Origin of the sequence: Shewanella sp., from assembly GCF_013214165.1 — a bacterium.
GTDB lineage: Bacteria > Pseudomonadota > Gammaproteobacteria > Enterobacterales > Shewanellaceae > Shewanella.
Genome location: NZ_JABSSM010000026.1, coordinates 1 through 24,065 on the forward strand (window position 1 = coordinate 1; position 24,065 = coordinate 24,065).

The 24,065-nt window shown below is 43.8% G+C and carries 22 protein-coding genes and 1 pseudogene; 9 read left to right on the forward strand and 14 right to left on the reverse strand.

Features of this window, described 5'->3' with window-relative positions; translation table 11 throughout:
• Positions 1–406 precede the first annotated feature (406 nt).
• The 3 genes from HRU42_RS09480 to prfB all read right to left on the reverse strand — a co-directional run bounded on the left by HRU42_RS09480 (position 407) and on the right by prfB (position 3,577).
• Positions 407–577: a hypothetical protein gene (locus tag HRU42_RS09480; RefSeq protein WP_287944173.1), complete on the reverse strand. Its 171-nt coding sequence runs from the start codon at positions 575–577 to the stop codon at positions 407–409.
• Positions 578–864: 287 nt separating this feature from the next.
• Positions 865–2,373 (reverse strand): lysine--tRNA ligase, encoded by a 1,509-nt coding sequence (gene lysS / locus HRU42_RS09485; protein WP_295030579.1) that lies wholly within the window; start codon positions 2,371–2,373, stop codon positions 865–867.
• 105 nt (positions 2,374–2,478) lie between these two features.
• A protein-coding gene (gene prfB / locus HRU42_RS09490) for a peptide chain release factor 2 (RefSeq protein WP_295030581.1) occupies positions 2,479–3,577 on the reverse strand; the annotation gives its coding sequence in 2 pieces (ribosomal slippage) (positions 2,479–3,501 and positions 3,503–3,577; 1,098 coding nt in all).
• A gap of 275 nt (positions 3,578–3,852) precedes the next feature.
• Here prfB and HRU42_RS09495 point away from each other — a divergent pair.
• Entirely contained in the window at positions 3,853–4,836 is a 984-nt protein-coding gene (locus tag HRU42_RS09495; RefSeq protein WP_295030582.1) for an ion channel, read from the forward strand.
• A gap of 83 nt (positions 4,837–4,919) precedes the next feature.
• Here the strand turns inward: HRU42_RS09495 and chrA are convergent, their stop codons facing one another.
• The 3 genes from chrA to HRU42_RS09510 all read right to left on the reverse strand — a co-directional run bounded on the left by chrA (position 4,920) and on the right by HRU42_RS09510 (position 7,919).
• Complete coding sequence (gene chrA, locus HRU42_RS09500) at positions 4,920–6,092, reverse strand: chromate efflux transporter (RefSeq protein WP_295030583.1); 1,173 nt, start codon at positions 6,090–6,092, stop codon at positions 4,920–4,922.
• A gap of 114 nt (positions 6,093–6,206) precedes the next feature.
• Positions 6,207–7,382: a glycerol-3-phosphate dehydrogenase/oxidase gene (locus HRU42_RS09505; protein ID WP_295030585.1), complete on the reverse strand. Its 1,176-nt coding sequence runs from the start codon at positions 7,380–7,382 to the stop codon at positions 6,207–6,209.
• An 87-nt stretch (positions 7,383–7,469) separates the two neighbouring features.
• A complete protein-coding gene (locus HRU42_RS09510; protein WP_295030587.1) occupies positions 7,470–7,919 on the reverse strand; it encodes a MarR family winged helix-turn-helix transcriptional regulator in 450 nt (149 codons plus the stop codon).
• Positions 7,920–8,297: 378 nt separating this feature from the next.
• Here HRU42_RS09510 and HRU42_RS09515 point away from each other — a divergent pair, with 378 nt between their 5' ends.
• From HRU42_RS09515 to HRU42_RS09525, 3 genes and pseudogenes are all read left to right on the forward strand, one after another.
• A complete protein-coding gene (locus tag HRU42_RS09515; protein WP_295030589.1) occupies positions 8,298–8,813 on the forward strand; it encodes a hypothetical protein in 516 nt (171 codons plus the stop codon).
• Between the two features lie 351 nt (positions 8,814–9,164).
• Positions 9,165–10,570: pseudogene (locus HRU42_RS09520) on the forward strand (cytochrome C biosynthesis protein).
• A gap of 138 nt (positions 10,571–10,708) precedes the next feature.
• Positions 10,709–10,894, forward strand: coding sequence for a cytoplasmic protein (locus tag HRU42_RS09525; protein ID WP_295030590.1), 186 nt, complete (start codon positions 10,709–10,711; stop codon positions 10,892–10,894).
• Positions 10,895–11,005: 111 nt separating this feature from the next.
• Here HRU42_RS09525 and HRU42_RS09530 read toward each other — a convergent pair whose 3' ends face one another.
• From HRU42_RS09530 to HRU42_RS09555, 6 genes are all read right to left on the reverse strand, one after another.
• Positions 11,006–12,139, reverse strand: coding sequence for a GGDEF domain-containing protein (locus tag HRU42_RS09530; RefSeq protein ID WP_295030592.1), 1,134 nt, complete (start codon positions 12,137–12,139; stop codon positions 11,006–11,008).
• A 138-nt stretch (positions 12,140–12,277) separates the two neighbouring features.
• Positions 12,278–13,855, reverse strand: a complete 1,578-nt coding sequence (gene ahpF, locus HRU42_RS09535) for an alkyl hydroperoxide reductase subunit F (protein WP_295030593.1) — start codon at positions 13,853–13,855, stop codon at positions 12,278–12,280.
• A gap of 202 nt (positions 13,856–14,057) precedes the next feature.
• Positions 14,058–14,627, reverse strand: coding sequence for an alkyl hydroperoxide reductase subunit C (gene ahpC / locus HRU42_RS09540; protein WP_295030594.1), 570 nt, complete (start codon positions 14,625–14,627; stop codon positions 14,058–14,060).
• A gap of 190 nt (positions 14,628–14,817) precedes the next feature.
• The gene (locus HRU42_RS09545) at positions 14,818–15,561 is read right to left on the reverse strand and encodes a spermidine synthase (protein ID WP_295030596.1); all 744 of its coding nucleotides are present in this window, start codon (positions 15,559–15,561) and stop codon (positions 14,818–14,820) included.
• Between the two features lie 149 nt (positions 15,562–15,710).
• Complete coding sequence (locus HRU42_RS09550; protein WP_295030597.1) at positions 15,711–16,448, reverse strand: dienelactone hydrolase family protein; 738 nt, start codon at positions 16,446–16,448, stop codon at positions 15,711–15,713.
• 82 nt (positions 16,449–16,530) lie between these two features.
• Positions 16,531–17,520 (reverse strand): 2-hydroxyacid dehydrogenase, encoded by a 990-nt coding sequence (locus HRU42_RS09555; RefSeq protein ID WP_295030599.1) that lies wholly within the window; start codon positions 17,518–17,520, stop codon positions 16,531–16,533.
• Positions 17,521–17,726: 206 nt separating this feature from the next.
• Here HRU42_RS09555 and HRU42_RS09560 point away from each other — a divergent pair, with 206 nt between their 5' ends.
• From HRU42_RS09560 to HRU42_RS09570, 3 genes are all read left to right on the forward strand, one after another.
• Positions 17,727–18,137: a hypothetical protein gene (locus HRU42_RS09560; protein ID WP_295030600.1), complete on the forward strand. Its 411-nt coding sequence runs from the start codon at positions 17,727–17,729 to the stop codon at positions 18,135–18,137.
• On the forward strand, positions 18,112–18,669 hold the full coding sequence (locus HRU42_RS09565) for a methyltransferase domain-containing protein (RefSeq protein WP_295030601.1): 558 nt from the start codon (positions 18,112–18,114) through the stop codon (positions 18,667–18,669). Before HRU42_RS09560 ends, HRU42_RS09565 begins: the two co-directional genes overlap by 26 nt.
• Before the next feature lie 124 nt (positions 18,670–18,793).
• Positions 18,794–19,099, forward strand: coding sequence for a hypothetical protein (locus HRU42_RS09570; RefSeq protein WP_295030603.1), 306 nt, complete (start codon positions 18,794–18,796; stop codon positions 19,097–19,099).
• A gap of 276 nt (positions 19,100–19,375) precedes the next feature.
• On the opposite strand, the gene HRU42_RS09575 is transcribed toward HRU42_RS09570, so the two are convergent.
• Both HRU42_RS09575 and HRU42_RS09580 read right to left on the reverse strand, forming a co-directional pair.
• Positions 19,376–19,579, reverse strand: coding sequence for a hypothetical protein (locus HRU42_RS09575; RefSeq protein ID WP_295030605.1), 204 nt, complete (start codon positions 19,577–19,579; stop codon positions 19,376–19,378).
• Between the two features lie 411 nt (positions 19,580–19,990).
• Positions 19,991–22,096, reverse strand: coding sequence for a winged helix-turn-helix domain-containing protein (locus tag HRU42_RS09580; RefSeq protein ID WP_295030607.1), 2,106 nt, complete (start codon positions 22,094–22,096; stop codon positions 19,991–19,993).
• Between the two features lie 287 nt (positions 22,097–22,383).
• Here HRU42_RS09580 and rluA point away from each other — a divergent pair, with 287 nt between their 5' ends.
• On the forward strand, positions 22,384–23,061 hold the full coding sequence (rluA, locus tag HRU42_RS09585; RefSeq protein WP_295030608.1) for a bifunctional tRNA pseudouridine(32) synthase/23S rRNA pseudouridine(746) synthase RluA: 678 nt from the start codon (positions 22,384–22,386) through the stop codon (positions 23,059–23,061).
• A gap of 379 nt (positions 23,062–23,440) precedes the next feature.
• Positions 23,441–23,902, forward strand: coding sequence for a transcriptional regulator AsnC (gene asnC, locus HRU42_RS09590; protein WP_077754866.1), 462 nt, complete (start codon positions 23,441–23,443; stop codon positions 23,900–23,902).
• The last annotated feature ends 163 nt before the right edge of the window (positions 23,903–24,065 follow it).

The following is a 24,065-nucleotide window of genomic DNA, read 5'->3' on the forward strand; positions in this document are numbered from 1 at the left end:
CATCAAACAAGGTTATCTCATTCAACATATTCTAATCTAACGCTTAAACTATAAAAATCAGCGACAAACTTCAACCTATAATTACAAAGTATTAGTCAATAGTGGATCTAGCTAAGGTAATGTAGGACCGACAGACACACTTTTAGTGATGTTCTAAGTAGATATAGACCTAAGGTTATTGTGTATTTGGATAGTAAGTTTATCTAGAAGTGATACCAGCACCATCAAAGGAATCATCCTTACTGCTTGATCTTATCGAATCTGTATTAGTCTATTAGCTAATGGGGTGGAACTCATAAGATAAACTAAAATTTAGCTCGGAGGAGGACTTACTAGCTAACGATTAAAAAAACCTAACAATATCTAGTAATTGATAGGTTTTAATTATTACTCATACCAGTCGATATTACAAAATAAAGCAGACTTTTGCCCCGCCAGGGCGATACTCACAATAGCAGTCTATTGGATTCTCAGCACAATAGCGTTGCTCGTCCTGCATTGGTGTCGCATTCACGGCAGCCATTAAGCCAAACCCAAATCCAGCAGCTGTAATCATAACAATTATTCTAGTTTTCATAATCTTCCCTAATTATGCCCTAACAACAAATACACAAGGCCAAATAAAAATTCGTTAAACGAAAAATGCGTAATCCGTATACTATGCACTCAAGTAAATTCTATCTATAACCTAAAAGTCTATTTTGTTAATGCACACAAATTGACCCTCTCGCACATCATGAAGAGTGGAAGCAAGTCACTAATTAATATGAGCGGAGTATTGGTAATTATCCTGCTTTAACTATAAAAAAGCCGCTGAGTATTTAACTCAGCGGCTTTCATTAAAGATTCACTTTTTTGAAAAGTTTAGCCTTGAGCTTGAGGACGCATGGCTGGGAACAGGATCACGTCTCGGATCGTATGGGTATTGGTAAATAGCATCACCAGGCGATCTATGCCGATACCTTGACCGGCAGTTGGTGGCAAGCCGTGCTCGAGAGCCCGGATGTAATCCGCATCATAGAACATGGCTTCGTCATCACCGGCGTCTTTCGCGGCAACCTGGGCCTTGAAACGCTGATCTTGATCTTCGGCATCGTTAAGCTCAGAGAAGCCGTTGGCGACTTCACGGCCGCCGATGAAGAATTCGAAACGGTCGGTGATGAAATGGTTTTCATCATTACGACGTGCCAATGGCGAGATATCCGCAGGATAACCTGTGATAAAAGTAGGCTGCATCAACTGAGGCTCGGCAGTTTCACCGAAGATCTCTTCGAGTAACTGACCACAGGTCCAGAACTTCTCGATTGTCATGCCCAGGCTCTTGGCCAGATCACGCATAAACTCGACGTCTTTAACCTCTTCATAGGTCATAGACTGAATCGTCTCATTGCCTGGATTGTACTTCTTAATCGCATCTAACATGCTCAAACGCGCATATGGGCCGCCAAAATCTACCGTGTGTTCACCATATGGCAGCTTTGGAGAGCCGCAAAGTTCGGTGGCAATAGAGTTAAGCATCTCTTCGGTCAAGTCCATCAGATCTTCATAATCTGCATAGGCCATATAGAATTCCATCATAGTGAATTCTGGGTTATGACGCGGAGATAGACCTTCGTTACGGAAGTTACGGTTGATCTCGAACACGCGCTCGAAGCCACCGACAACCAGACGCTTAAGATAAAGCTCTGGTGCCACACGCAGATACATCTCGATATCCAGTGCGTTGTGATGGGTGATAAACGGACGCGCCGTAGCACCGCCTGGGATGGTGTGCATCATAGGGGTTTCAACTTCCATGAACTCTTTCTTGATCATGAAGTTACGAATGGCTGCAACCACCTTAGAACGCATGATGAAGGCATTACGAGACTCTTCGTTAACGATCAGATCGACATAACGCTGGCGATAGCGAGTCTCTTGATCCGTCAGGCCGTGAAACTTCTCTGGCAGTGGACGCAGCGCCTTAGTCAGCAACTGATACTCTTCCATGTTCACATAGAGATCGCCCTTGCCAGATAAATGCAGCTGACCGGTAACACCGATAATATCACCGATATCTAAGCCCTGGTATTTGGCCTTAAGATCTTTCTGCACGTCTTTACCCGCGTATGCCTGGATGCGACCGCTGACGTCCTGAATAACCAGGAATGGACCTCGTTTAGCCATGACACGACCGGCGATACTGCGTTGGATCGCCATGCCTTCAAGATCTACCTTGGTATATTGACCATATTCAGCCTGGATGTCTGCCGCTTTATGTTTACGATCGAAGTTGTTTGGGTGACCGTTTGCAGGGCAGTTAGCGCGTATGTGCTCAAGCTTGGCACGACGCTCTGCAATTAATTTGTTTTCGTCTTGTACTTGTTCAGTCATCTTCTTCTCTCGTAAATGTTACAGATCACACGTTAAAATAAATTAGTTCAATCGGCTCAGTTCTCCTGAGCCGTCACACATAAGTCGGGTAAAAAATCGTCAGTGTTACAAACCAGATTTAAGACTGGCTTCGATAAACATATCGAGACCGCCATCTAGGACGCTCTGGGTATTTCGGCTCTCAACCCCAGTACGCAGATCTTTAATACGCGCATCATCGAGCACGTATGAGCGGATCTGGCTGCCCCAACCGATATCAGACTTGGCATCTTCCGCCGCCTGTTTCTCTTCATTTTGTTTGAGCATCTCGAGCTCATACAGCTTAGCCTTCAGCTGTTTCATGGCGGCATCACGGTTCTTGTGCTGAGATCTATCATTCTGGCACTGCACCACAGTATTGGTGGGTAGATGAGTAATACGGATCGCAGATTCAGTCTTGTTGATATGCTGACCACCGGCACCGGAAGCGCGATAGGTGTCGATACGCAGATCCGATGGATTGATATCGATCTCGATGGCATCATCTATTTCAGGATAGACAAATACCGAACAGAAAGAGGTATGGCGCTTACCCGATGAATCGAAAGGTGATTTACGTACCAGACGATGCACACCTGTTTCGGTTCTCAAGGAGCCAAATGCATATTCACCGTTAAACTTGATGGTTGCGCCCTTGATGCCGGCAACATCGCCAGCGGTCACTTCGATAAGTTCAGGCTTATAATCATGTGCCTCGCCCCAACGCAGATACATACGTAGCACCATGTTGGCCCAATCTTGAGCCTCGGTGCCGCCGGAGCCGGACTGAATATCCAGATAACTATTGGCAATATCATGGGGGCCCGAGAACATGCGGCGAAACTCAAGGTCTTCGAGGCGTTTCTCTAACCCATCGAGCTCGGAGCTCGCATCGTTAAAGGTTTCTTCGTCATCCTCTTCGATAGCCAGTTCAAGCAGGCCTTCGACATCTTCGAGACCCGTATCCATATCGTCGATGGTCTTAACGATTAATTCTAATGCTGCACGCTCTTTACCTAAGGCTTGGGCGTTATCCGGGTCATTCCAAATATCACTACTCTCTAGCTCTCGGCTAACTTCTTCCAGACGCTCTTTCTTAGCATCGTAGTCAAAGAAACCCCCGAAGGCTAAGGGTACGTTCTGCAAGATCTTTGATTTTAAATTTTACCGGATTTACTTCAAACATATCTCTTCAACTCAAAATAGATTAGGCAGTAACTGCGAACCCGTTACTTTAACTTAATCGGAACAATACCACTAGTAGTTCGGGGAGATGAATGGTGCTTATTTCGAGCTTAATACGCTAGGATTGAAGACAGGGTGTTTCAATAATCAACTAACACTCAGGGAGCGGAACTAGAATTACAGCCAGAATAGAAAACTCAGCTAAACTGATGTCGTATCAAATATTTAATATCTCAGCTTCATACAAAGCAGAAATCTCCTGTCTATACTTTCATCATGACAGATAAAACCTCAATATGTTGCTACCACGAAGATGAAGGTTACTCCTGCTCAGAACCGGCCCAACCTTCAGGATTATGTTACTGGCATGACCCAAAAATCATCAAGGATAAGCCTGAAGACATCGCCAATTTAGAGCAATTTGCCCGTAATGGAGGCATGCTCAGAGGAATATCTCTCAAGCGTGCCAAGCTCCATGGAATCGATCTGGTTCGTCATCATCAGAAGACCGGCTTCGATATGACCAATGCCGAACTCTACCGTGCCGATCTGCAAGAGGCTCACTTGTTCAATCTAAACCTGCACAATGCCAGCCTGATGAAGGCCGATCTGAGGGAGTCCAACGTCCACTGTGCCAATTTAGTCGGCACAAACTTGCTTGGCATCAAGTGGAATGGCGCCAAGATCGAGAACATCTCGATTGGCAAGAGAATAAAACAAGAGAAGCTCGCATTAGAAGCGGCCAAAGTTGGCGAACAGGAGATTGCCATAGATTACTTCGAACAAGCCGAAGAGATCTATCGAGACCTGAGAAAAGCCGCCGAACGCGAAGGTTTATTTGCCATGTCGGGTGAGTATATCCGCAAAGAGCTCACCATGCGCCGTTATCAGATGCCTAAAAATAGCTTCAAACGTTTTGTCTCTAAGGCAATCGATATCTTCTGCGGCTACGGTGAGGCGCCGATGCGCGTTATCGGCTTCTCTATGGGACTGATCTTAGTCTGCGCCATGCTATACCTTTTCACTGGCTTGAGTTACGACAGTCATATACACGTGTTCAATTCGGACAATGACTTCAGCAGCAACCTGTTTCTTTTTTTTAACTGTATCTATTATTCCGTGGTGACCTTTACAACCTTAGGTTACGGCGACTTTACCCCCATAGGCTTTTCAAGAGCCATTGCGGCAGTAGAAGCCTTCACAGGCAGTTTCACCATTGCCCTGTTCGTGGTGGTTTTTGTAAAGAAGATGACGAGGTGAGTGAGAGTTCTAGGAAAAGATAATCAGCAATAATGCCAAACATAAACAGGGAATGACTTGTCCCTCCTAATATTTAGCTAATCCTATGCTAGCAGTTTAACCAATACCCCTGCCGATGCGAAGATCACCACCAAGAATAAGATATTCGGCTTAAACAACTTCAAACAACCAAAGCCCAAGAGCACCAATGCCATGTCCAAAGGCACTTTCACCGCACTGGTAAACACCGGCATATAGAGCGCCGCAACCAGAAAACCAACCACACAGGCATTGATACCGGCTAATGCTCCGACAACCTTAGGACGAGCACTCAGGGCAGCCCAAGTCTTCAATGCCACTAACATCAATAGGAAGCCAGGAAGAAAGATCGCAATCGTGGCCACTAGGGCACCAACTAAAGGCGATTGACTCCACAGCTCGGCTCCTAGGAAAGCAGCCAAAGCGAACATGGGGCCTGGCACAGCTTGGGCTAAGGCATAACCGGTAATGAATCTATCGCTGGTCATGGCATCGCCGACTAAGGTCTCCAATAACGGCAACACCACATGACCACCACCAAATACCAGGCTACCCGCCTGGAAAAACTGACCAAATACTTGACCCAAGTGGGCATCCATCTTTATTAACGCCAAGGAAGCGATAAACAAGATGGCAAAGACGGCTAACCAGACATAGCCCAGCCTGATAGGTTTGGTCTCGGCCTCGGCCTCAGAAAATACATCACTCGCATCAATGGGAGAAAGATATTTAACCCCCACCAGAGCTGCCACCAATAAAATCAACATTTGACTCAGCAGTGAACCATGCAAAATCAATAGCACACTAGAGGTTAACATCAGAATTTTGGCTAGACGTTTGCGACAAAACTGGTTGAACATGATCCACACAGCATCGGCAACCACGACCACGGCGAGTAATTTCAGCCCATATATGGCCCCCAGAAACACGCCATTATCCAGCCATTGAGCACTGGTCACAGCCAGCAGAAAGAGTAAACAAAATGAGGGCAGAGTGAAGCCGACAAAGGCGGCTAAGCCACCGAGTAAACCACCCCTGTGATAGCCGATGGCGAAGCCGACCTGACTCGAACCCGGCCCTGGCATAAATTGGCTCAATGCAACCAGACTCGCGTAATGTTTATCGTCGAGCCATTGCAGATCACCGACAAACGTCTGCCTGAAATAACCAATATGCGCGGCGGGACCACCGAAACTGACCAGTCCCAAAGAGAGAAAACGAACAAAGATATGCCACATAGCGTTATTGACTGGGTAATGAAATAATTATCGTGAATGATATGACACCAAGATTACACCAATATGACACCTCAGTCATCAGGAACTAAATGGCGATAATAATCATTGTCATAGTCATACGATCGGAGTGGTATCTAGATCGGCTACTGCGACTCGTTTGCCTATCCTAGACTCCATCCACTGGACCACCTCTCTAGCAGTCGTTCTGAAAGTCGTTAACTTGCCCCCATAGAGGGTCATCAGCCTGGGATGAGTAATACTGGTTTTAAGTAATATCTCTCTTGGACGATCGAATGAACTGCCATTGAGCTTAGGCAGCACCCTTACCCCGCAAAACGTGTCTATGATTAACGCCTCCAGCTGTTCAATATTGTCCTGGGCTGGGAAGTAATGCTTATATATCCCAAGCAAGTAAGAAATCTCTTCTCGCGTCGACTCAGGTTTGCCATCTAGCTCCTCTAGAATGGTTTCAGTGGTCCCGAGTAAGGTTTTTCCCTTCCAGGGCATCACAAACACCACCCTCTTATCGAAGCAAGATTCCAGATACAAGATCCCATCGGGCGCAGGAATGTCCAATAGGAGATGAGAGCCCTGTACTAGGTCGACAGACTCTTTAGCCATGGGGGGAACTAGACTATCTATCACATCATTGACCCAAGGACCGGCGGCATTGATGACACTGGATGCTCTTTGTACCAGGAGTTTATCCTGATAACGATAGCTCACCTCACAGTAGTCTGGCGTATGGACTATCGCGTCACACTCCGCATACCTGAGCACTTGCGTCCCCAGATCTTGGGCACTTCTCATCACAGCTTGGGTCAGCGCTTTATCGTCGGTCTGCGCGTCCCAATACTTGAACACGGCTTTTAGTCCCTGCAGCTTTAATCCGGCAATTTTCGACCACTCCACAGTAGGCAAACTGGTGAAACGCCCTAAAGGATCGAATTCACTCAGTACAGAATACGCCGTTAATCCGGCACGTATTGCCCATTGGTTGCGCTGACTCGTGTCATAGACAGGGATGTAGAAGGGTACGGCCTTTACTAGGTGAGGCGCCAAACGAAGCAAGGCTCGGCGCTCAGATAGGGAGTTTCTGACTAGAGATATCTGTCCGGTCTCTAGGTAACGAAGACCACCATGAATGAGTTTGCTTGAGTTCGCGGAGGTTTGCCCGCCGATAGCGCCCTTCTCGAGTAATAAGACGCTGTAACCTGCGGCCGCCGCACATTGCGCGATACCGGCCCCATTGATCCCACCTCCTATGATGACCACATCTATTGTATCCATGGTTTTCCCTATTTACTCGAATAAAACCAAGATAGCACAAATGTTTAACGAAAGTTCGACCTCACTTTCATATCAATAACAGTCGCCTCACTTAGCAGATGTGAGTAATTGGTAGGCATGATCACATAGGCGTTTTAATTCATTAAATACTGCCGCTTCTCCCCCAAGTTTACAGCGCATCTGCTCGGGAATTTTTGTAGCCTGTGCCTCTAACTGCTTCCCGGATTGAGTAATATGCAGCACTCTAACTCTCTCATCTTGCTCACTGCGACCACGACTAACCAAACCTTTCACCTCCAAACGCTTAAGTAGAGGAGTCAAGGTGCCCGAATCCAGATGCAGTTTCTCTCCTAAGGTTTTCACGCTAATACCTGGATGCTGCCACAATACCAACATGGATAAATACTGAGGATAGGTAAGGTCCAACTCATTCAATAACGGACGGTATGCTCTCACCATGGCATTGCTGGCACTGTACAGGGAAAAACAAACTTGATTATCGAGTGACAGAGGATTGGTATCTTTTACGTTAGGCATGTTAGCAAAACCACAGTTGTTATATTGTGTGCAATATACTTACATATAGGGTATAAATCGACTTTTTTAATAAAAGAGGCAGAACAGATGATCGGGATTGTAAATTATCCACACTAATTTTCGCCGATAATTATTGCCAAAATAAATCAAAAGTATGACGACATACCAGTAAAGCAGAGGTGGTAACGCTTTCGGCGCCTGTCGATATTATGACACATAAGATCTGAGCTTAAAAAAACCTCAGCTACAAAAAAATCAAGATGCAATGGATTGATTTTTATCCTTAATTGGCATAGATTTGCACCTAAATTATCTACCTAGACCGTAAATTTGTTGTCTCCAAAAGGTCTACTGGGCATTGCTTCGAAGGAGTTCTAAATGAAAGCAATCATATCCATCACCTGTTTGCTATTTGCAGGAAGCGCAATAGCAGAGTGTGAATCTAATATACACCTCACTGAAATCCCCTATGCTAAAAACAGCTCTTACTTCCCCAGTAAGTATGCCAAGCAGTTGGATGAACTAATTGAAACTACATCAAATAAACCGGGCTATTTACTGCTCGAGTTTCAGATATTAAAGCAGCAAGTAAACGATGATGCCCGCAAGTACAATATGTGGCTGGCAAATCGACGTATAAATAGAATAAAAAAATATCTGACCAATTCACATTACTCGGCACCGGTTATCAGCCGTATCTTAACAGCCAGCAACGAAGATATCAGAGATGTCAGTGTCAGTTGGTGTAATGCAGCTCAATCGAGTGCAGCTGTATCCCTAGCAGCAGCTGCTGATAAGCAACTCCCAGTTAAAGATATCAGCTTACCCTCCATTAACACTGAAGATGGTGCTTCAAGTGATACTCATGCAGGCACTTTCTCTGGTTCTCGCTAGAAGTTGAGGTTTACTATCCAGTGACCTTGATGAACTGACTTCTGCAACGAACTTAGTGAATGAAATTAATAAGCTAATTTCAAGACTGGGTCAATGATTAAGCCTTATCACCGTTAAGGCTTATATAATTTAGTTGATACCAATAAGATGTAAATTCCCACTCTATGGTCTCCCCGTGACCATAGGTTTAAACCTTATATCGTTAATCGGCCTCAGTTCCCATTTTCTTATAATTCGAGATTTCTGTTGCAAAATTTGCATGCGATGTATCCCCCACAATCAAGATAAGTAAGATATTTGTTGCGATATCAGTATCCGCGATAACATCTAGCGCATCCCATAGGAGGGTACATGGTTAAAGCATTATTCGTACTTATGATTTTCTGCCTCAGCTCATTCTCAACGTTAGCCAATACTGTGATAACACCACAAGAGAACGGTCAAGATTCGAGCTGGCATTACGTTAATCAAGATGGCGAGCTCAAAATTAAACTCTATTTCTTCTGGTCCAAGACATGTCCTCACTGCGCTGAAGCCCACCCTTTCATAGATTCACTGCCTGAACGTTATCCTTGGATCGATCTTGAAACCCATCTGGTGTCAGATCCTGACACCATGGATATTTGGCAAGGGATCGCTAAGAAGACTCAAGTTGAAGCTCGCTCCGTTCCCTATATAGCGGCTTGTGAACTGGCAACCTTTGGCTATAGCAGTGAAGCTGTCACAGGTAAGTATCTACTCGATAACTTGAAAGCTTGCTATCGCAGCTTAGGTGGCACAGTTATCGATAACGACCCGCTCCAAGCTACAGATGAGCAGGGGCATTCGTCTCTCTTTGGTACATGCAGCGATACCAGCAAAAACCCGGGGAATGAAGCAACTTGCGAATTAGCTTCTACAGGTGAAATGGCTAAACAAAGCCAGGTTCAACCCATAGAGATCCCTTTAATAGGAATCGTAGCACCTGAAAAGCTATCACTCCCCTACTGACCATAGTACTTGCGGGTATCGACGCCTTTAATCCCTGCGCATTCTTTGTTTTACTCTTCCTGCTATCCATCATGGTAAATGCTAAGAGAAAAACACGCATGCTGATAGTTGGCGGTATCTTTGTCTTCTTCTCTGGCTTTATCTACTTCCTGTTTATGATAGCTTGGCTCAATATTTTTACGCTTCTAGGCGCAGGCAGTGATGGTAGTTTGATTATCTTAGGGGCCGGTATTCTAGCGCTCATCGCAGGAGTCATTAATATCAAGGATTACTTCTTCACCAAGGGGGAAGTGACACTGTCCATGTCGGCTAAAAACCGCACAGGCTTGATTAAACGTATGGGAAAATTGACCAATGCCAGCTCCATGGCTGCGATGATTGGCGGTACCGTTATCCTAGCGATTGTCGCTAACGCCTATGAGTTACTTTGTACCGCAGGCTTCCCGATGATCTATACCAGTGTACTTTCTATGCATGATCTATCCGACATAGAGCGCTATATGTATCTCGTTTTCTATAACCTAGTCTATGTTATTCCTTTGGCCATTATTGTCATCGTCTTTAGTGCCACTATGGGGAAACGAAAACTCACAGAGAAAGAAGGTCAGACACTTAAGTTGATGTCAGGAATTATGATGATAGGTATGGGCACTATGCTCGCTATAGATCCCGTTTTGCTGCAGAGTCCCCTTGTAGCTATGATGCTGATTGCAGGCTCTATTCTATTGAGTTTAATCATAACTATGGTGCGCAAGTCTTTAAAATAAACGAATTGGCCGTTATTCAACGGCCAATTCTCGCTCAAATACGCTCCAAACTCAGTCAAAAATAATGCTCAATTTTTTTTTAGGCGGGCCGATAGTTCTTTATTGGTAACTAATCTAAAACAAAGGCGAGGCATATCGATGGCAATTTCTTTGGGTACGGCGAATCTCGAGCCACAGTTAAGTAGCGGCGGCATGATAGTGAAAGTAGCTCAACTCGCGAAGGAACAGCAAAAAGCTGAAGGAGAAATTGCACTTCAATTGATTGAGTCAGCTAATCCTGCTCCTGTAGGTAATAGCGGCCACAAGATCAATGTTACGGTTTAACAAGCGCTAACAGCTAGCTCAGAATGCCCTCGATACCGATAAATATTGAGGGTCATTTATTTCCCTGCAACTTATACCATCCATAGTAATACCAATTGATATAAGTGACTTCTATCCCTTAGCGCCAAAAAAACGATCTCGACCCGCTAATTTTGCTTGATAAAGTAGCCGATCAGCGTCAGATATTAGCTCGTCTGGCTTCATCCCTTCTTGCCACTGACACACTCCCTGCGAAACGGTTATATATTCACTCACATCTGAATCTGGATGAGGAATTTTAACTTTGGTCAAGATAGATTTTAATTTATCAGCGATAAGATATGCACCATTTCTATCGGTATCCGGTAGCAAAATAGCAAACTCCTCGCCACCATAGCGTGCCGCAAGATCTCTGGGTCTATTAGCTACCGAGCTAAGCAACTTAGCCAAGGTAATTAAACACTCATCTCCAACCTGATGCCCTAAACTATCATTCAACCTTTTAAAGAAATCGACATCTATCATGATCACACACAGTGGGTGGTTATTACGCTCAGACGCCCTGATCTCTTGAGATAAAATCTCATCAAAATGACGGCGATTACTGATGTTAGTCAGCCCATCTATTAATGCCATTCGCCTAAAATGTTTCAACAGGTGCTGCTTCTCCACATCACGCACTACGGCTTTCTTAAACCAAGTGTAAAGCACTCTCTGCCCTGAAACTATAATGGCAAAAAAACAGAGAAACTTAGTTAAAGGAAAAAAATAATTATCTGGGATCTCTGTTACCCGCAGAAAAAAACTCAGTAACATTAACGGCAACACAGCCATTAGCATAATTTTCCTATCAACAAATAGTGCAATGGCAAAAGTTAACACCAGCACATCTACGATTGACTCGACACCTGCCAGAGCGGCATTGCCGCTAAAGCTCGCTTCTGAGCTATCAAAAATCATCCAGATCAAAAATAACCAACTGAGCTCTAAAGAAAAGAGATAGGCTAAAAATGCTTTATTGGATATTTCGTCGATTGCATAAACCCGCATCACTAGCGCTGCCAATATAATAGTAATAAAAACAGGCAGCATGTATAAGATGATATTCGATGCGAGCAATACTTTAGAAGTTTGTAAAACAATATTTACCAGCATGGCAAACAAAATAAAAGTAGACATTAATGCCGCCCACTTGCCACCTTTGATGAGGTATAAGTGACATTCTTTCTTCAATTGCACTTCGGATGAAGGCATATTTAAATCCATATCAAAACTTCGTCTTGTTTAAAATGAGGCTCAGATATGATCTTACAGTCTTTATATCATAAGATTATAAGCGGTCAAAAAAAACAGCCAGCATTTAACGCTGACTGCTCTCATTAAGACTATATGTAAATTAAACAATTAAGCGGCATTAACTTGCTCTGGTACGCTATGTCGGATTAAGTAATCGAATGCCCCTAATGAGGCAGTAGCGCCACTGCCCATGGCAATGATGATCTGCTTATAGGGAGTGTTAGTTACATCCCCCGCAGCAAAGATGCCAGCAACCGATGTTTGACCACGCTCATCAACAATGATCTCGCCTCTCGGTGTCAGCTCTACCACACCTTTAAGCCATTCGGTATTAGGCACTAGCCCAATTTGAACGAAGATACCGGCTAGCTCAACACTATGTTGCTCACCTGTGGCTCTATCTGTGTAGTTAAGCCCCTTGACTCGTGACCCATCACCGAGTACTTCGGTCGTCATGGCTTGAGTAATTATGCTGATATTATTCATAGATGCCGCCTTGCGCTGTAGCACATCGTCGGCTCTAAGCTTGATATCAAATTCCAGCACAGTTACATGCTCAACGATATTGGCCAAGTCGATTGCCGCTTCTATTCCCGAATTACCGCCGCCGATGACGGCAACACGTTTACCTTTAAACAAGGGTCCATCACAGTGAGGACAATAAGCCACACCTTTACCACGATACTCTTGCTCGCCGGGGACATTCATCTCACGCCAGCGCGCACCAGTGGCGAGCAGCAAGGTTTGGCTTTTTAGTGTCGCACCATTTTCAAGGGTTAATTCATGATAGGGGTTTGGCCCTTGGCTTGGGGTCAACTTAACGCCAAGTTGATTGTCCATCACATCAACATCGTACTCACGTACATGGGACTCAAGATTAGCAACCAGCTTGGGCCCTTCGGTCGCCTTGACTGAGATAAAATTCTCAATCGCCACAGTTTCAGCCACTTGGCCACCAAACTTATCGGCAACGACGCCAGTATTGAGGCCTTTTCTCGCCGAGTAGATCGCGGCAGCTGCACCTGCAGGCCCGCCGCCAACCACCAACATGTCGAACACGTCTTTCTGATCTAATTGCTCGGCCTGACGACTCGCCGCACCTGTGTCTAACTTATTTAAGATCTCAGCTAAACTGATGCGCCCTTGGGAGAAAAGCTTGCCATTAAGGTACACGGAAGGAACCGCCAGAATGTCTCGATCAAACACTTCTGTCTGAAACAGGGCGCCGTCTATCATCACATTGGTAATATTAGCGTTAATCGCAGCCATCATATTCAATGCCTGAACCACATCGGGACAATTTTGACAGCTTAGAGAAACATAAGTCTCGAAATGGTATTCGCCTGGTAGCGCTTTGATCTGCGCGATGACCTCATCATCTAGCTTCAGTGGGTGTCCGCCGGTATGCAGTAATGCCAATACTAACGAGGTGAATTCATGACCCATGGGCAAGCCGGCGAACGTAATACTGGTCTCCGTTGCGGCACTTGTCACCTTCATCGATGGCATACGCTCACCTTGAATTTCTGACACTGAGATTAATTCAGATAAGCTAGTGATATCTTGCGCCAGTGACTTAAGTTCCAGTGCCTTAGGGCTATCATCTGCAGACACGACAAGTTCAACTGGACGCTTGAGGTTTTGCAGATAGGTTTTCAGTTGTTGTTTAAGATCCGTATCCAGCATGATGACTCCTAGAAAAATACCATTTGTGATATAAAAAGTTGGTTTTATAAATAATTGGTTTTATAAAAATTGAGAGTTTGCTAGCCCGAACCTGAAAGGGGGTGGCTCGAACCAGCAAAGGAGATAAAATTCGGCTTAAGCGAGCTTTCACTTAAGTCCCGCTAGCCTAGAGGAAAATCTAGACCAGCGGATTTATGTCAGTTTAGATTTTACCGACTAGGTCTAGAGAGGGTGCAAGAGTATCGGCACCTGGCTGCCATGCAGCTGGACATACTTCACCGTCGTGAGTTGCGACATACTGAGCGGCTTGGATCTTACGCACCAGCTCGGCAGCACTACGGCCTATTCCCAGGTCATGAACTTCGCTAACCTTGATTTGACCTTCAGGGTTGATGACAAATGTGCCACGTAGTGCCAAGCCATCTGCTTCGATCATCACACCGAAGTTACGTGTGATAGCGCCGGTTGGGTCACCGATCATTGGGTACTGGATCTTGTTGATAGTATCGGAAGTATCGTGCCATGCCTTGTGGGTAAAGTGAGTATCGGTAGATACTGAGTAGACCTCAACGCCCATCTGCTGCAGCTTAGCGTAATGGTCTGCCATATCACCCAGCTCTGTTGGACAGACGAAGGTGAAATCGGCTGGGTAGAAGAATAACACTGACCACTTGCCCAATAGGTCTTTCTCGGTAACGGGTACAAACTCGCCCTTATGGAAAGCGGTTGCAGAGAAAGGCTTGATGACTGTGTTGATGATAGATTGGTTCATTGAATGCTCCGTAAATGCTAATAAAATCTGAGTCATGACGCTCAAGTGATTCGTCAGTTCGTTTTCGATGTGATGATATTAACCAAGCAGGAACATTAAATATAACGGGTAAAACCTATCATCCTAATCGTTTTTTCAGAACAGAAGATCATAAGCAGATAACCAGAGCAAACCCTATGACTCAATGCGGTTATTCCCACAGGGCGAATCGCGTCAGGGAACGCCCAAGGGTAAAATCGAGCTGTTGCGATAAGGAGTGAGCCTTGGACTTCAATCCGGCACTAGTGATTTCTCGCTTGGTTTTTCCAGCGAACACCACCCAGTTACCGCCTCCGGTCAGGCAGGCCCTAACCTCGCTAAAATGTTGTTGCAGGTGACTCAATAGCGCTCGATTTTGGCTATGTTCCTTCCAGCAGTTCAATACCAGATAACCATCGGCTTTAATCAAGGCTGCTGCATTGGCAATAAAGGTCGCTGATAACTGATTCTCATCGACACCATCTGCACCATAGATATCGGCAAAAATAACATCGGCTTGCTTATGATCGCCTTGCTCGAGAAACACGTTGGCATCTTGATGGATTATCGACAGCTTTTTACCGATTGGCAGTTGAAAGTAACGTCTCGCTAACTCAATGACTTGTGCTCTTAGCTCAACCGCTGTCACTTTAATGCCGGTATCGAATCTACGCAGGGCATGGATCAGCCCGCCACCACCTAAACCTAAGATGATGACCCGCTTTGGCTTGATAAACAGCAGAACTAATAGCATGGCCTGGATATAAGTATGCTGAGGAATATGTGGCTCAGACTTGAGTAACTTACTTTGCTCATCATTATCGCCGAATGAAAGCACCCGCATATATTTATCATCTAACACAATGAGTGGGCCTAGCTCATCTTGGCTTTGGTGGAGAATCTGTTCGTCTTGCATCTATTTATGATTTGGAGAGGAATTGGCCGAGCATTATACGAATTGCGGGTCATGAAAGGAAGTCATCGAGCCGGCACTTCACCCAGTTATTGGAGATGAAGTGCCCGTTAACGCAGCGATTGAAAGCGAGAAGCAAACGCTAAGTAGAATTACCTTAATAAACGGTGAAAAAAGTCGACGGCTTGACCATACATCTGCATCGCAAGCGCCGGATCGTGTCTATCAGCACCATCACGCATGAAGGCGTGTTCGGCATTGACCTCTAGCCAGGTGAAGTTTCGCCCTTTCTCTTCCAATTTAGCGTAGATCAACGTACGCCCTTCACCGGAGACATGGGGGTCTTGCTTGCCCCACACCATCACCAGTTCGCCTTGTATGTCTTGAGTGCGGCTCAGGGAGTCATTCCCAGGCTGGCAAGCAAGGGTGTTGGAGTGAATATCTGTAGCATAGAGGCAGAATGCGGCCGAGACATCAGGATTAAGCGCGGCGCGGTAGGCCAAATGTCCACCGATACAGACCCCCATACTGCCAACCTGACTGGTGCAGAACTCCTGACTTCTGGCGAAGCGAACCAGAGCGTCGACATCTGAGTCATGGGACTCAAGCGGCTTAGCAAACTTGTCTTCATTGCCTTTATCTTTACCAGCATCATCATAAGCCAGCACTGTACCGATAGGATTGAGCTCATGAAATACCTCAGGCACCAGTACTACGAAGCCATGACCGGCCATGATAGTCGCAGCTCTGGCAATGGGAGCCGTTTGCTGAAAAATTTCTGAATAAAAAATAATAGTCGCAAACACCCCTTCCGCTTTAGGGCGATAAAGGTAAGTCCGCATCAAACCTGTACTGGTTGGAATATCATGAACTTGTTGTTTTACCATCATGGTGTTAGTTTCCTTTTGCTATCATTGACAATGATTATCAGTCAATAAACATGCTGTCATGGGATATTAATATTGTTGAAGCTTAAAATAGTTCGTTGGGACAATGTTTCCCATCGAGTAACTGGCGAACATTGGTGAGGCTGGTCAATGCGATCGCTCCAAGGGCTTCTGCAGTTAAGAACGCCTGATGTCCGGTAAAGATGACATTGTGGCAGGCCGATAGTCTCCTGAAAATATCGTCCTGAATGATCTCATTCGATTTATCTTCAAAAAATAGCTCTTTCTCATTCTCATATACATCTAGGCCTAACGCACCAAGTTGTCCGGTTTTTAATGCCTCCATAGCATCTAAGGCATCGAGCAACCCACCTCGACTGGTATTGATCACCATGACCCCCATTTTCATCTTATTGAAGCTAGATTCAGATAATAGATGATGGTTTTCATCCGTAAGAGGGCAATGCAGCGTGATGATGTCACTGACAGGGTACATTTCATCCAGGGACACATAATCAACACCGAGATCTAGCACTGACTGATTGGGATAGGGGTCATGGGCGATAACAGTACAGCCGAAACCCAGCAATATTTTAATTGTCGCTAAACCTATCTTACCTGTGCCAATCACACCGACAGTGCGGCCATGCATATTGAAACCAACCAAGCCTTCTAAGGAAAAATTGGCATCCCGGGTTCGTTGGTAAGCCTTATGCACCTTACGGTTCAGCGTCAGCATCAAGGCCACTGTGTGCTCGGCCACAGACTCGGGAGAATAAGCTGGCACATTAACGACCTTGAGTCCCAATCTTTCTGCCGCGACCAAATCCACATTATTAAAGCCTGCACAGCGCATGGCGATGATCTTAGTGCCATTCTTAGCCAGCTCGACGAGCACCTCCTCGCAGAGGGAGTCATTTACAAAAGCGCAGATGGCTTCGAAACCATGGGCCAGCTTAACTGACTTCATGCACAGCCGATAATCAAAATATTCTATGGAAGCACCAAAAGCATGGTTAGTCTTATCGAAGTGCTCCATGTCGTAGTGCTTGGCACTAAAAAATCCAATCTTCATTCCATTTGCCTTCCAATATTTAATCATCAAAGTTTACCCCTTGTTATCACATTTAGGTACTTCTGGTTTCATTTAGCTGTGTAAGTTATTTGACTGTGTACCCACACACGGGCAGGAATGATTAAATAGGGCCCATATTACTTCACTACCTGTTATTTCCTGATAAGCTAATAGCCCTTCAACACCAAGCCAGTATCCGCTCTCATATGAAAAACACTAAGTTATCAGAAAAGCAATTTTGGGTGCAAAGACTTGGAAAAACGGCTCTTAGAGCGATACACATTTTGGGAATAACAGGAGCCGGCGGGGGTATTCTGTTGGGCGTGGCCCAGGAAGAGTGGCTCGTCTATTGGTGCATGGCCATGACGACAGGATCACTGCTTATGTTATGGGAAATAATCAGGGATTGGCGCTGGTTAATTCAATTGAAAGGCGTACTCACCTTAGTAAAATTAGGACTCTTGAGCCTTTTCATTCCTTTCGCAAGCTACAAGCCTGAGCTGTTAATCACAGTATTACTCCTCTCTGTCGTCGTCTCACATGGTCCGGCAGGTTTAAGGCATTTTTCAGTTATACATGGGCGAAGAATCGATGCAAGAAAAGAAGTTAAAGGCTGAAACGGCCTCTAGGCTAATCACCGAGAGCCTAGAGCTAAGCCTGCTAGATAAGAGTGAGGTCTTAGATCTCGCCTGTGGCAGTGGCCGCAATGGGCTCTGGTTTGCCGATAAGGGCCATAGGGTTACCTTTATTGACAAATCACTGGTTAATCTCAATGCACCTTCAGAGCCACACACGGATCCGATGCCAACAAGGCACAGCTATCTGGCATGGGATCTTGAAGATGGTTCGGCGCCAGAGCTCACGCAAAACAAGTATGATCTGGTGTTAGTATTCAATTACTTGCACCGCCCGCTTTTTCCACAGATCGCGGCCGCAGTAAAACCTGGTGGCTTGCTCGTTTATGAAACCTTCATAGAGAAACAAGTAGAAATTGGGCGACCAAGAAACCCAAAGTTTCTGTTGAAATCCAATGAACTCAAAAATGAATTTAAGACATGGGCTCTTATGCATTATTTTGAAGGAGAGGTGATAAAGGGTTCAAACCTGAGTTACAAGGCACAATTGATCGCCCGCAAGCCTAATTGCTAAGCTAAAATACAGGTAAGATATGCGTTAAGCTAGAATCGAAATTAAACCATTAGATATGGCTAGAAAAGACAAGAAGAATAAACAGCCAGAAAACCTAGGCTCAATATTACAAGGAAGATAGAATATGGTGCTAAATTCAGAGCAGTCTCGGCATATCGCCCCGCCCATGCTTACCGGACTCATGGTCTTGTGGGCTCTCTTGAGCCAACTCCTTTTCAGCGACACGCATTTTGCACTCAGTCGCGCCGTCGGCTTCTACCCCGTCTTATTATTGTTTCCAGTGGTTGTGATGCTTCATGGACACTTGATATGGCAGGCTCGAGGAATGGAGCGTCTAGATCAAGCCGTCTACGCCTTGATTCACTCTCTACTCTCATTCGTGGTTTGGACTTTTTCATTAATGCACGTTAACGGCAACAGCTTCTCTTGAGGAAATAATCTAAAAATTAAACTGTTTCGGTTAATCTGACTCTATTGTACTCCTGGTAAATAACCCCCTTATAAAAAGGACAAAAAAAAGGTGTAATCAAAATGAAAACACCTATGTCTAAAAGGGGGAGATGACTATATCCTATTAAGTAACTCTTTAAATACACACATACCTTGTGAATAACCAATACCATAAATATTGTTAGAGCCACTAATAAACAATATAATTTTATCGCATCTTATCGACAAAACTTTACTTCAAAATATTAATATATTTCTATCGTTCTAACTGTTGGCAGTATGGCATCGGAGTGCACTGTCCCATAGGGATAATAATAACATCATCGTTGTTATCTATTGCTGCGTTAACATTAATAGGTGCCACGTCGTAATTATCATCAATGTAACTTTGTGCTGCATAGACAGAAACAGAACCACAAACAGCAAAGAGTAGAACGGTATTTAACATCTTATTTTTCATTTTAAACCCTTACTTACTAGTTAATAAAAATCGTGTTCAAAAAACATAAATAAAAGCCGATGTGACTTTCAACAAATAGGTTGACAGGTTAACTACAGTGAATTTAGTTAAAAACATCAGTTCATAGTGACTAATAAATGAAACCAACTAATAACTACTAATAAAAGTAGAAATCCCACAGTATGGACCAGATACTCTGGGGCCAGATGGAACATTATATAATTGTCGAAAGAACTCATATTAATGAAGTAACCCAGGGTAAAGTTAATCAAGCTAAAACTAAACATTAAAAATAACTGAGCTAACCTGCCTGACTACTAAACTACACTGCCCGATGACGGACGTACCATAATAAGAAGGTGATTAAAAAGTGATTACCATAAAAAACAACAACATGCATAGACTCAGGGTTTAGTTATACTCAATACTTATCACATCGATATCTTTTGCTTTTGATATGACGACATATACAACGCCACTAGAATCGACAGAGATGGAATGCCCCCTTAAACCTTCAAAAGGCAGCTTTATAGCTATCTTTTCAAATGTCTTAATATCTATACGCTCCAAATTGTATGAACCAAATTTATTGACCAAATTATATAAATATCCATTAATGACGCTCCAAGATAAATTACTTCTGATATTAAAATTATCTACAATCAGCTTTTCACTCCCATCCACTAACATCCACAAGCCTCCATCTGCACGTTTAGTAAAGTAAAATAAACCGTCATCAGAAAACTTCCCATATTCTCCACCGCCAGCCAGATTCTTGATTATTTCACCAGAATTGATATCAATGAGTTTCAATGATGATTGCCCCAAATTATCAATTGTGGCGACTATGGAGTTAGCATCCCTTCCCCAAGAGACACTATAAACCTCATCCGTATTCGTTATTTCAATAAATTTGATTTTATGTTCTTTAACATAAAAAATGAATGGTTTGCTATTTAGCCTTCCTAGTAGTTTCTCACCATCCAAAGAGAAACTAAGGTCTTTTATATTATTAATAGTCTCGAAGTTGCTAATTTTTATTTCATCGCCATCATTTTTCTTTAACCAAATTTCAGGGACACCTGTTCTATCAGAGATAAAGGCGACCTTAGTCCCATTAAAGTCAGTAGTTGCTCTATCATTCTTTCCATTTGAATAAATATAGCGATTTGAGCATATGTTATTAGTTGCAGAGCACTTATCTAAACTGGGTTTCTGAGAAGCTTCAAGACGCCACACTTCAGTTCTAAAAAAATCTCCAAGAACCGCAACAATTTCACCATTTTGATTTGAAATGGGAGAAATAATTGGCTGCATGATATTGGTCAGCTGGCTATGAGAATGAGATTCTATGTTGAATTTAGTGAGATGGCCAGTTAAAGACCGATAAATCAAAGAGCTGCCATCCCTAGTCCAAGCCACTGTATGTAAAATAATATCTACCGTAAAAAGGTCCTGCCAGATACCAGTCTCTAATGAAAGTAAGATCACCTGAGTTTGATACCAGCGTACATTTCTCACCATTGCTAAGTACCGACCGTCAGGTGAGAGACTTAGAGAGTAATCTCCTCTGCCAATTGAATATGGCTGAGTTATCTGTTGTTTATTGTCACCATTGATTCCAATGGAAAATATTTTTTTCTCTGTTAAATAATCATATTGATGATCCTCATCTATATAGAACAGGCTTTTACCAGACAGCTTCCAGGCAATACTCGTTGCCTGCATCTGACTCTTGCAGGCTGTAATTGTACTTATCAGTCCAAATTCTCCGTTAGCTAAATCCACCATGTTGATTTTACAGCGACCAGTCAGATCAAAAGAGAGATAAGCTAGTTTAGAACCATCGGGACTAAAAGCTGGATACCCTTGATTATCCATGGGGTCTTCTAAATAAACGATTGAGCGGCTATCAATCTCCATCATGCCTATTCGCCAGCTCTTTTCTCCTAGTTCACGTTGTGAAAATGCCAAGTATTTTCCATCTGGTGAAAGTACAGGACTGAACTCTTGTCCATCCAAAAAAGTTAAACGTTTAAGTTCGGTACTATGCTGCAGAGGAGCCACAAAGGGATTGTTGCCAAAATACTGAAATGCTAGCCAAGAAGCTAATGAAACTAGGCTTATAAAAACTAAAATAAACTTACTCGAGTGCTCATAAAGAACAGAGAACAGTTTTCTCTTAACCGAGCCCCGCTCCTTAGCATCTCTCTCATCTATATGACTGCCAGCTATTACTTCCTCGGTAAACTTTTCCTCTTTAGTAATTTCTTTAACTAATGTGATTTCGGCAATTAGTACATAACCGACCTTAGGGAGCGTCTTTATAAAGCTGGGAGACTTTGCATTATCTCCTAGCTGATTGCGTAGTAATCCTATGATTCTGTTGATTGCATTGTCAGAGACCTCTCCTCCCGACCATACCTCCTCGAGCAGCATATCTCGACTCACAGGTTCACCCGCATGCTTGATCAAGCACACCAGTACCTGCATGGCTCTAAGTTCAACTTTGAGCAATGAGCCATCCTTTATAATGGTACATTGGCTAGGATCTATTATCCTATCAGCCAGACGATATCGAGGTTGAGTTATCATTACATCCCAGTAAATTAATCAATGATTTTAGTAAGATAATTGCGTTATTTCAGAGTGGGATTAGAACAATATAAACAAGCTAAATCAATACTAATCAAACAATATCCGTAAGCTAGATTGAAAGAAATCACTCCAATTTTAACTTTTCACTTGTCTAGCCCATCCGCTTGCAGTTATCTTGGCCTCGTTTTCTCACCTAGGCGCTTCCAATGTCAGACTTTATTTACTCTCCACCAACCGATCCCTGGCTCGAAATAATTTATCAAGACAAAGACATTTTGGTGGTAAATAAACCTTCTGGGCTTCTATCCGTACCAGGTAGAGCAACTGAGCATCATGATAGCGTCTATAGTCGTGTCTTAGCCGAGTATCCCAATGCCCAAGTAGTCCACCGTTTAGATATGGCGACATCGGGCGTGATCGTGGTGGCGCTGAGGAGAAATGCTGAAAAAGAGTTAAAGAGACAGTTCAGAGAAAGAGAAACTAAGAAGATATATTACGCGCGAGTTGCGGGACATATAAAGCAACACACAGGCAGTATAGATCTGCCCTTAATCTGTGACTGGCCCAACCGACCGAAACAAAAAGTAGATCATGAAATAGGCAAGCCATCCTTAACTCATTTTGATGTGATCAGCTACGCAAAACACTCTACACTGGTCAAACTGACCCCTATAACGGGTCGCTCACATCAGTTGAGAGTACATATGATGGCCATAGGCCACCCTATACTCGGTGATAACTTCTATGCAGACCCCTTAGCTAAGCGCTTAGCGAGTCGATTACTACTGCACGCACATGAGCTCACTATCAAACAGCCATATTCAGGTAAAGAGCTTACTTTTAACTGCAAAGTGCCTTTTATGGCTGCTGAAGATAACCAGTAGAGACGTAATACCAATGCCATTAAATTTATGAGCAATTCAGAGCTCTCTCAGGCCAGTTAAATTGAGGCGCATTGTTGAGCAATAGCTAGGTGAATCCACTGTTAATCAGCCTCAAATGGACCAGAATCTAGTTGCTAAAACTCATCAAGAAAGAAAACGGCAGCTCTCCCCCCTATCTTATGAGTTTCGCATCACATACGTCACTTACAGTAGATAAGTGACGTGAGCAAATGATGTAGCTGACTCACTTTTAATCCATTGTCACTCATTACCAACCTCTATATTTGCTGATTTGATATCAATCACACCTTATTAATAGAATTTCATCATAATTACAGGTAAGTTACTTATCATTAGTTATTACTTTAAGAATTTTATTATGGAAACATCATTTCAAAGAGATCAACTCGATAACCAAATCTTATCTGCATTGATGAAAGAGGCGAGAACGCCATTTGCAGAGCTGGCTAAACGTTTCAACGTCAGCGCAGGTACCATTCACGTTCGCGTCGAAAAGATGAAACAAGCCGGGATCATCACAGGCGCACAGATAACTGTAAATCCTAAAGCGCTTGGCTACGATGTCTGCTGCTTTATCGGCATCAACTTAAAGAGTGCTGGTGATTACCCCGCTGCCATATCTAAGTTAAACGAACTTGAAGAGGTGGTAGAAGCCTATTACACCACAGGAAATTACAGCGTTTTTGTAAAGGTTATGTGCCAATCTATCGACGGATTACAACATGTGCTCATTAATCGCATTCAATCCATAGATGAAATTCAATCTACCGAAACATTAATCAGCCTACAAAACCCCATTACAAGGGCTGTGAAGCCATAGGTTGAATATAAATAAGTGACTTCGCCCATATCAGTAGACTAAAAAATGTAAATTGCAACTTTTTTCACTTTAAGGTTAACGTTTTGGTACTTTTGTGTTACAAGATGTGCAGCTCATTCGTTAGAGCAACATAAAAAAAACAATAGTATGAAATAAATTAGTA

Coding starts and splice junctions, on each gene's coding strand:
- lysS (WP_295030579.1), bottom strand. CDS start 2,373: ATGACTGAACAAGTACAAGACGAAAACAAATTAATTGCAGAGCGTCGT.
- HRU42_RS09565 (WP_295030601.1), top strand. CDS start 18,112: ATGCAAGAAAAGAAGTTAAAGGCTGAAACGGCCTCTAGGCTAATCACC.
- HRU42_RS09480 (WP_287944173.1), bottom strand. CDS start 577: ATGAAAACTAGAATAATTGTTATGATTACAGCTGCTGGATTTGGGTTT.
- rluA (WP_295030608.1), top strand. CDS start 22,384: ATGTCAGACTTTATTTACTCTCCACCAACCGATCCCTGGCTCGAAATA.
- HRU42_RS09505 (WP_295030585.1), bottom strand. CDS start 7,382: ATGGATACAATAGATGTGGTCATCATAGGAGGTGGGATCAATGGGGCC.
- ahpF (WP_295030593.1), bottom strand. CDS start 13,855: ATGCTGGATACGGATCTTAAACAACAACTGAAAACCTATCTGCAAAAC.
- HRU42_RS09575 (WP_295030605.1), bottom strand. CDS start 19,579: ATGAAAAATAAGATGTTAAATACCGTTCTACTCTTTGCTGTTTGTGGT.
- HRU42_RS09525 (WP_295030590.1), top strand. CDS start 10,709: ATGGCAATTTCTTTGGGTACGGCGAATCTCGAGCCACAGTTAAGTAGC.
- HRU42_RS09510 (WP_295030587.1), bottom strand. CDS start 7,919: ATGCCTAACGTAAAAGATACCAATCCTCTGTCACTCGATAATCAAGTT.
- HRU42_RS09495 (WP_295030582.1), top strand. CDS start 3,853: ATGACAGATAAAACCTCAATATGTTGCTACCACGAAGATGAAGGTTAC.
- chrA (WP_295030583.1), bottom strand. CDS start 6,092: ATGTGGCATATCTTTGTTCGTTTTCTCTCTTTGGGACTGGTCAGTTTC.
- HRU42_RS09530 (WP_295030592.1), bottom strand. CDS start 12,139: ATGGATTTAAATATGCCTTCATCCGAAGTGCAATTGAAGAAAGAATGT.
- HRU42_RS09515 (WP_295030589.1), top strand. CDS start 8,298: ATGAAAGCAATCATATCCATCACCTGTTTGCTATTTGCAGGAAGCGCA.
- asnC (WP_077754866.1), top strand. CDS start 23,441: ATGGAAACATCATTTCAAAGAGATCAACTCGATAACCAAATCTTATCT.
- HRU42_RS09545 (WP_295030596.1), bottom strand. CDS start 15,561: ATGCAAGACGAACAGATTCTCCACCAAAGCCAAGATGAGCTAGGCCCA.
- HRU42_RS09570 (WP_295030603.1), top strand. CDS start 18,794: ATGGTGCTAAATTCAGAGCAGTCTCGGCATATCGCCCCGCCCATGCTT.
- HRU42_RS09560 (WP_295030600.1), top strand. CDS start 17,727: ATGAAAAACACTAAGTTATCAGAAAAGCAATTTTGGGTGCAAAGACTT.
- ahpC (WP_295030594.1), bottom strand. CDS start 14,627: ATGAACCAATCTATCATCAACACAGTCATCAAGCCTTTCTCTGCAACC.
- HRU42_RS09550 (WP_295030597.1), bottom strand. CDS start 16,448: ATGATGGTAAAACAACAAGTTCATGATATTCCAACCAGTACAGGTTTG.
- HRU42_RS09555 (WP_295030599.1), bottom strand. CDS start 17,520: ATGAAGATTGGATTTTTTAGTGCCAAGCACTACGACATGGAGCACTTC.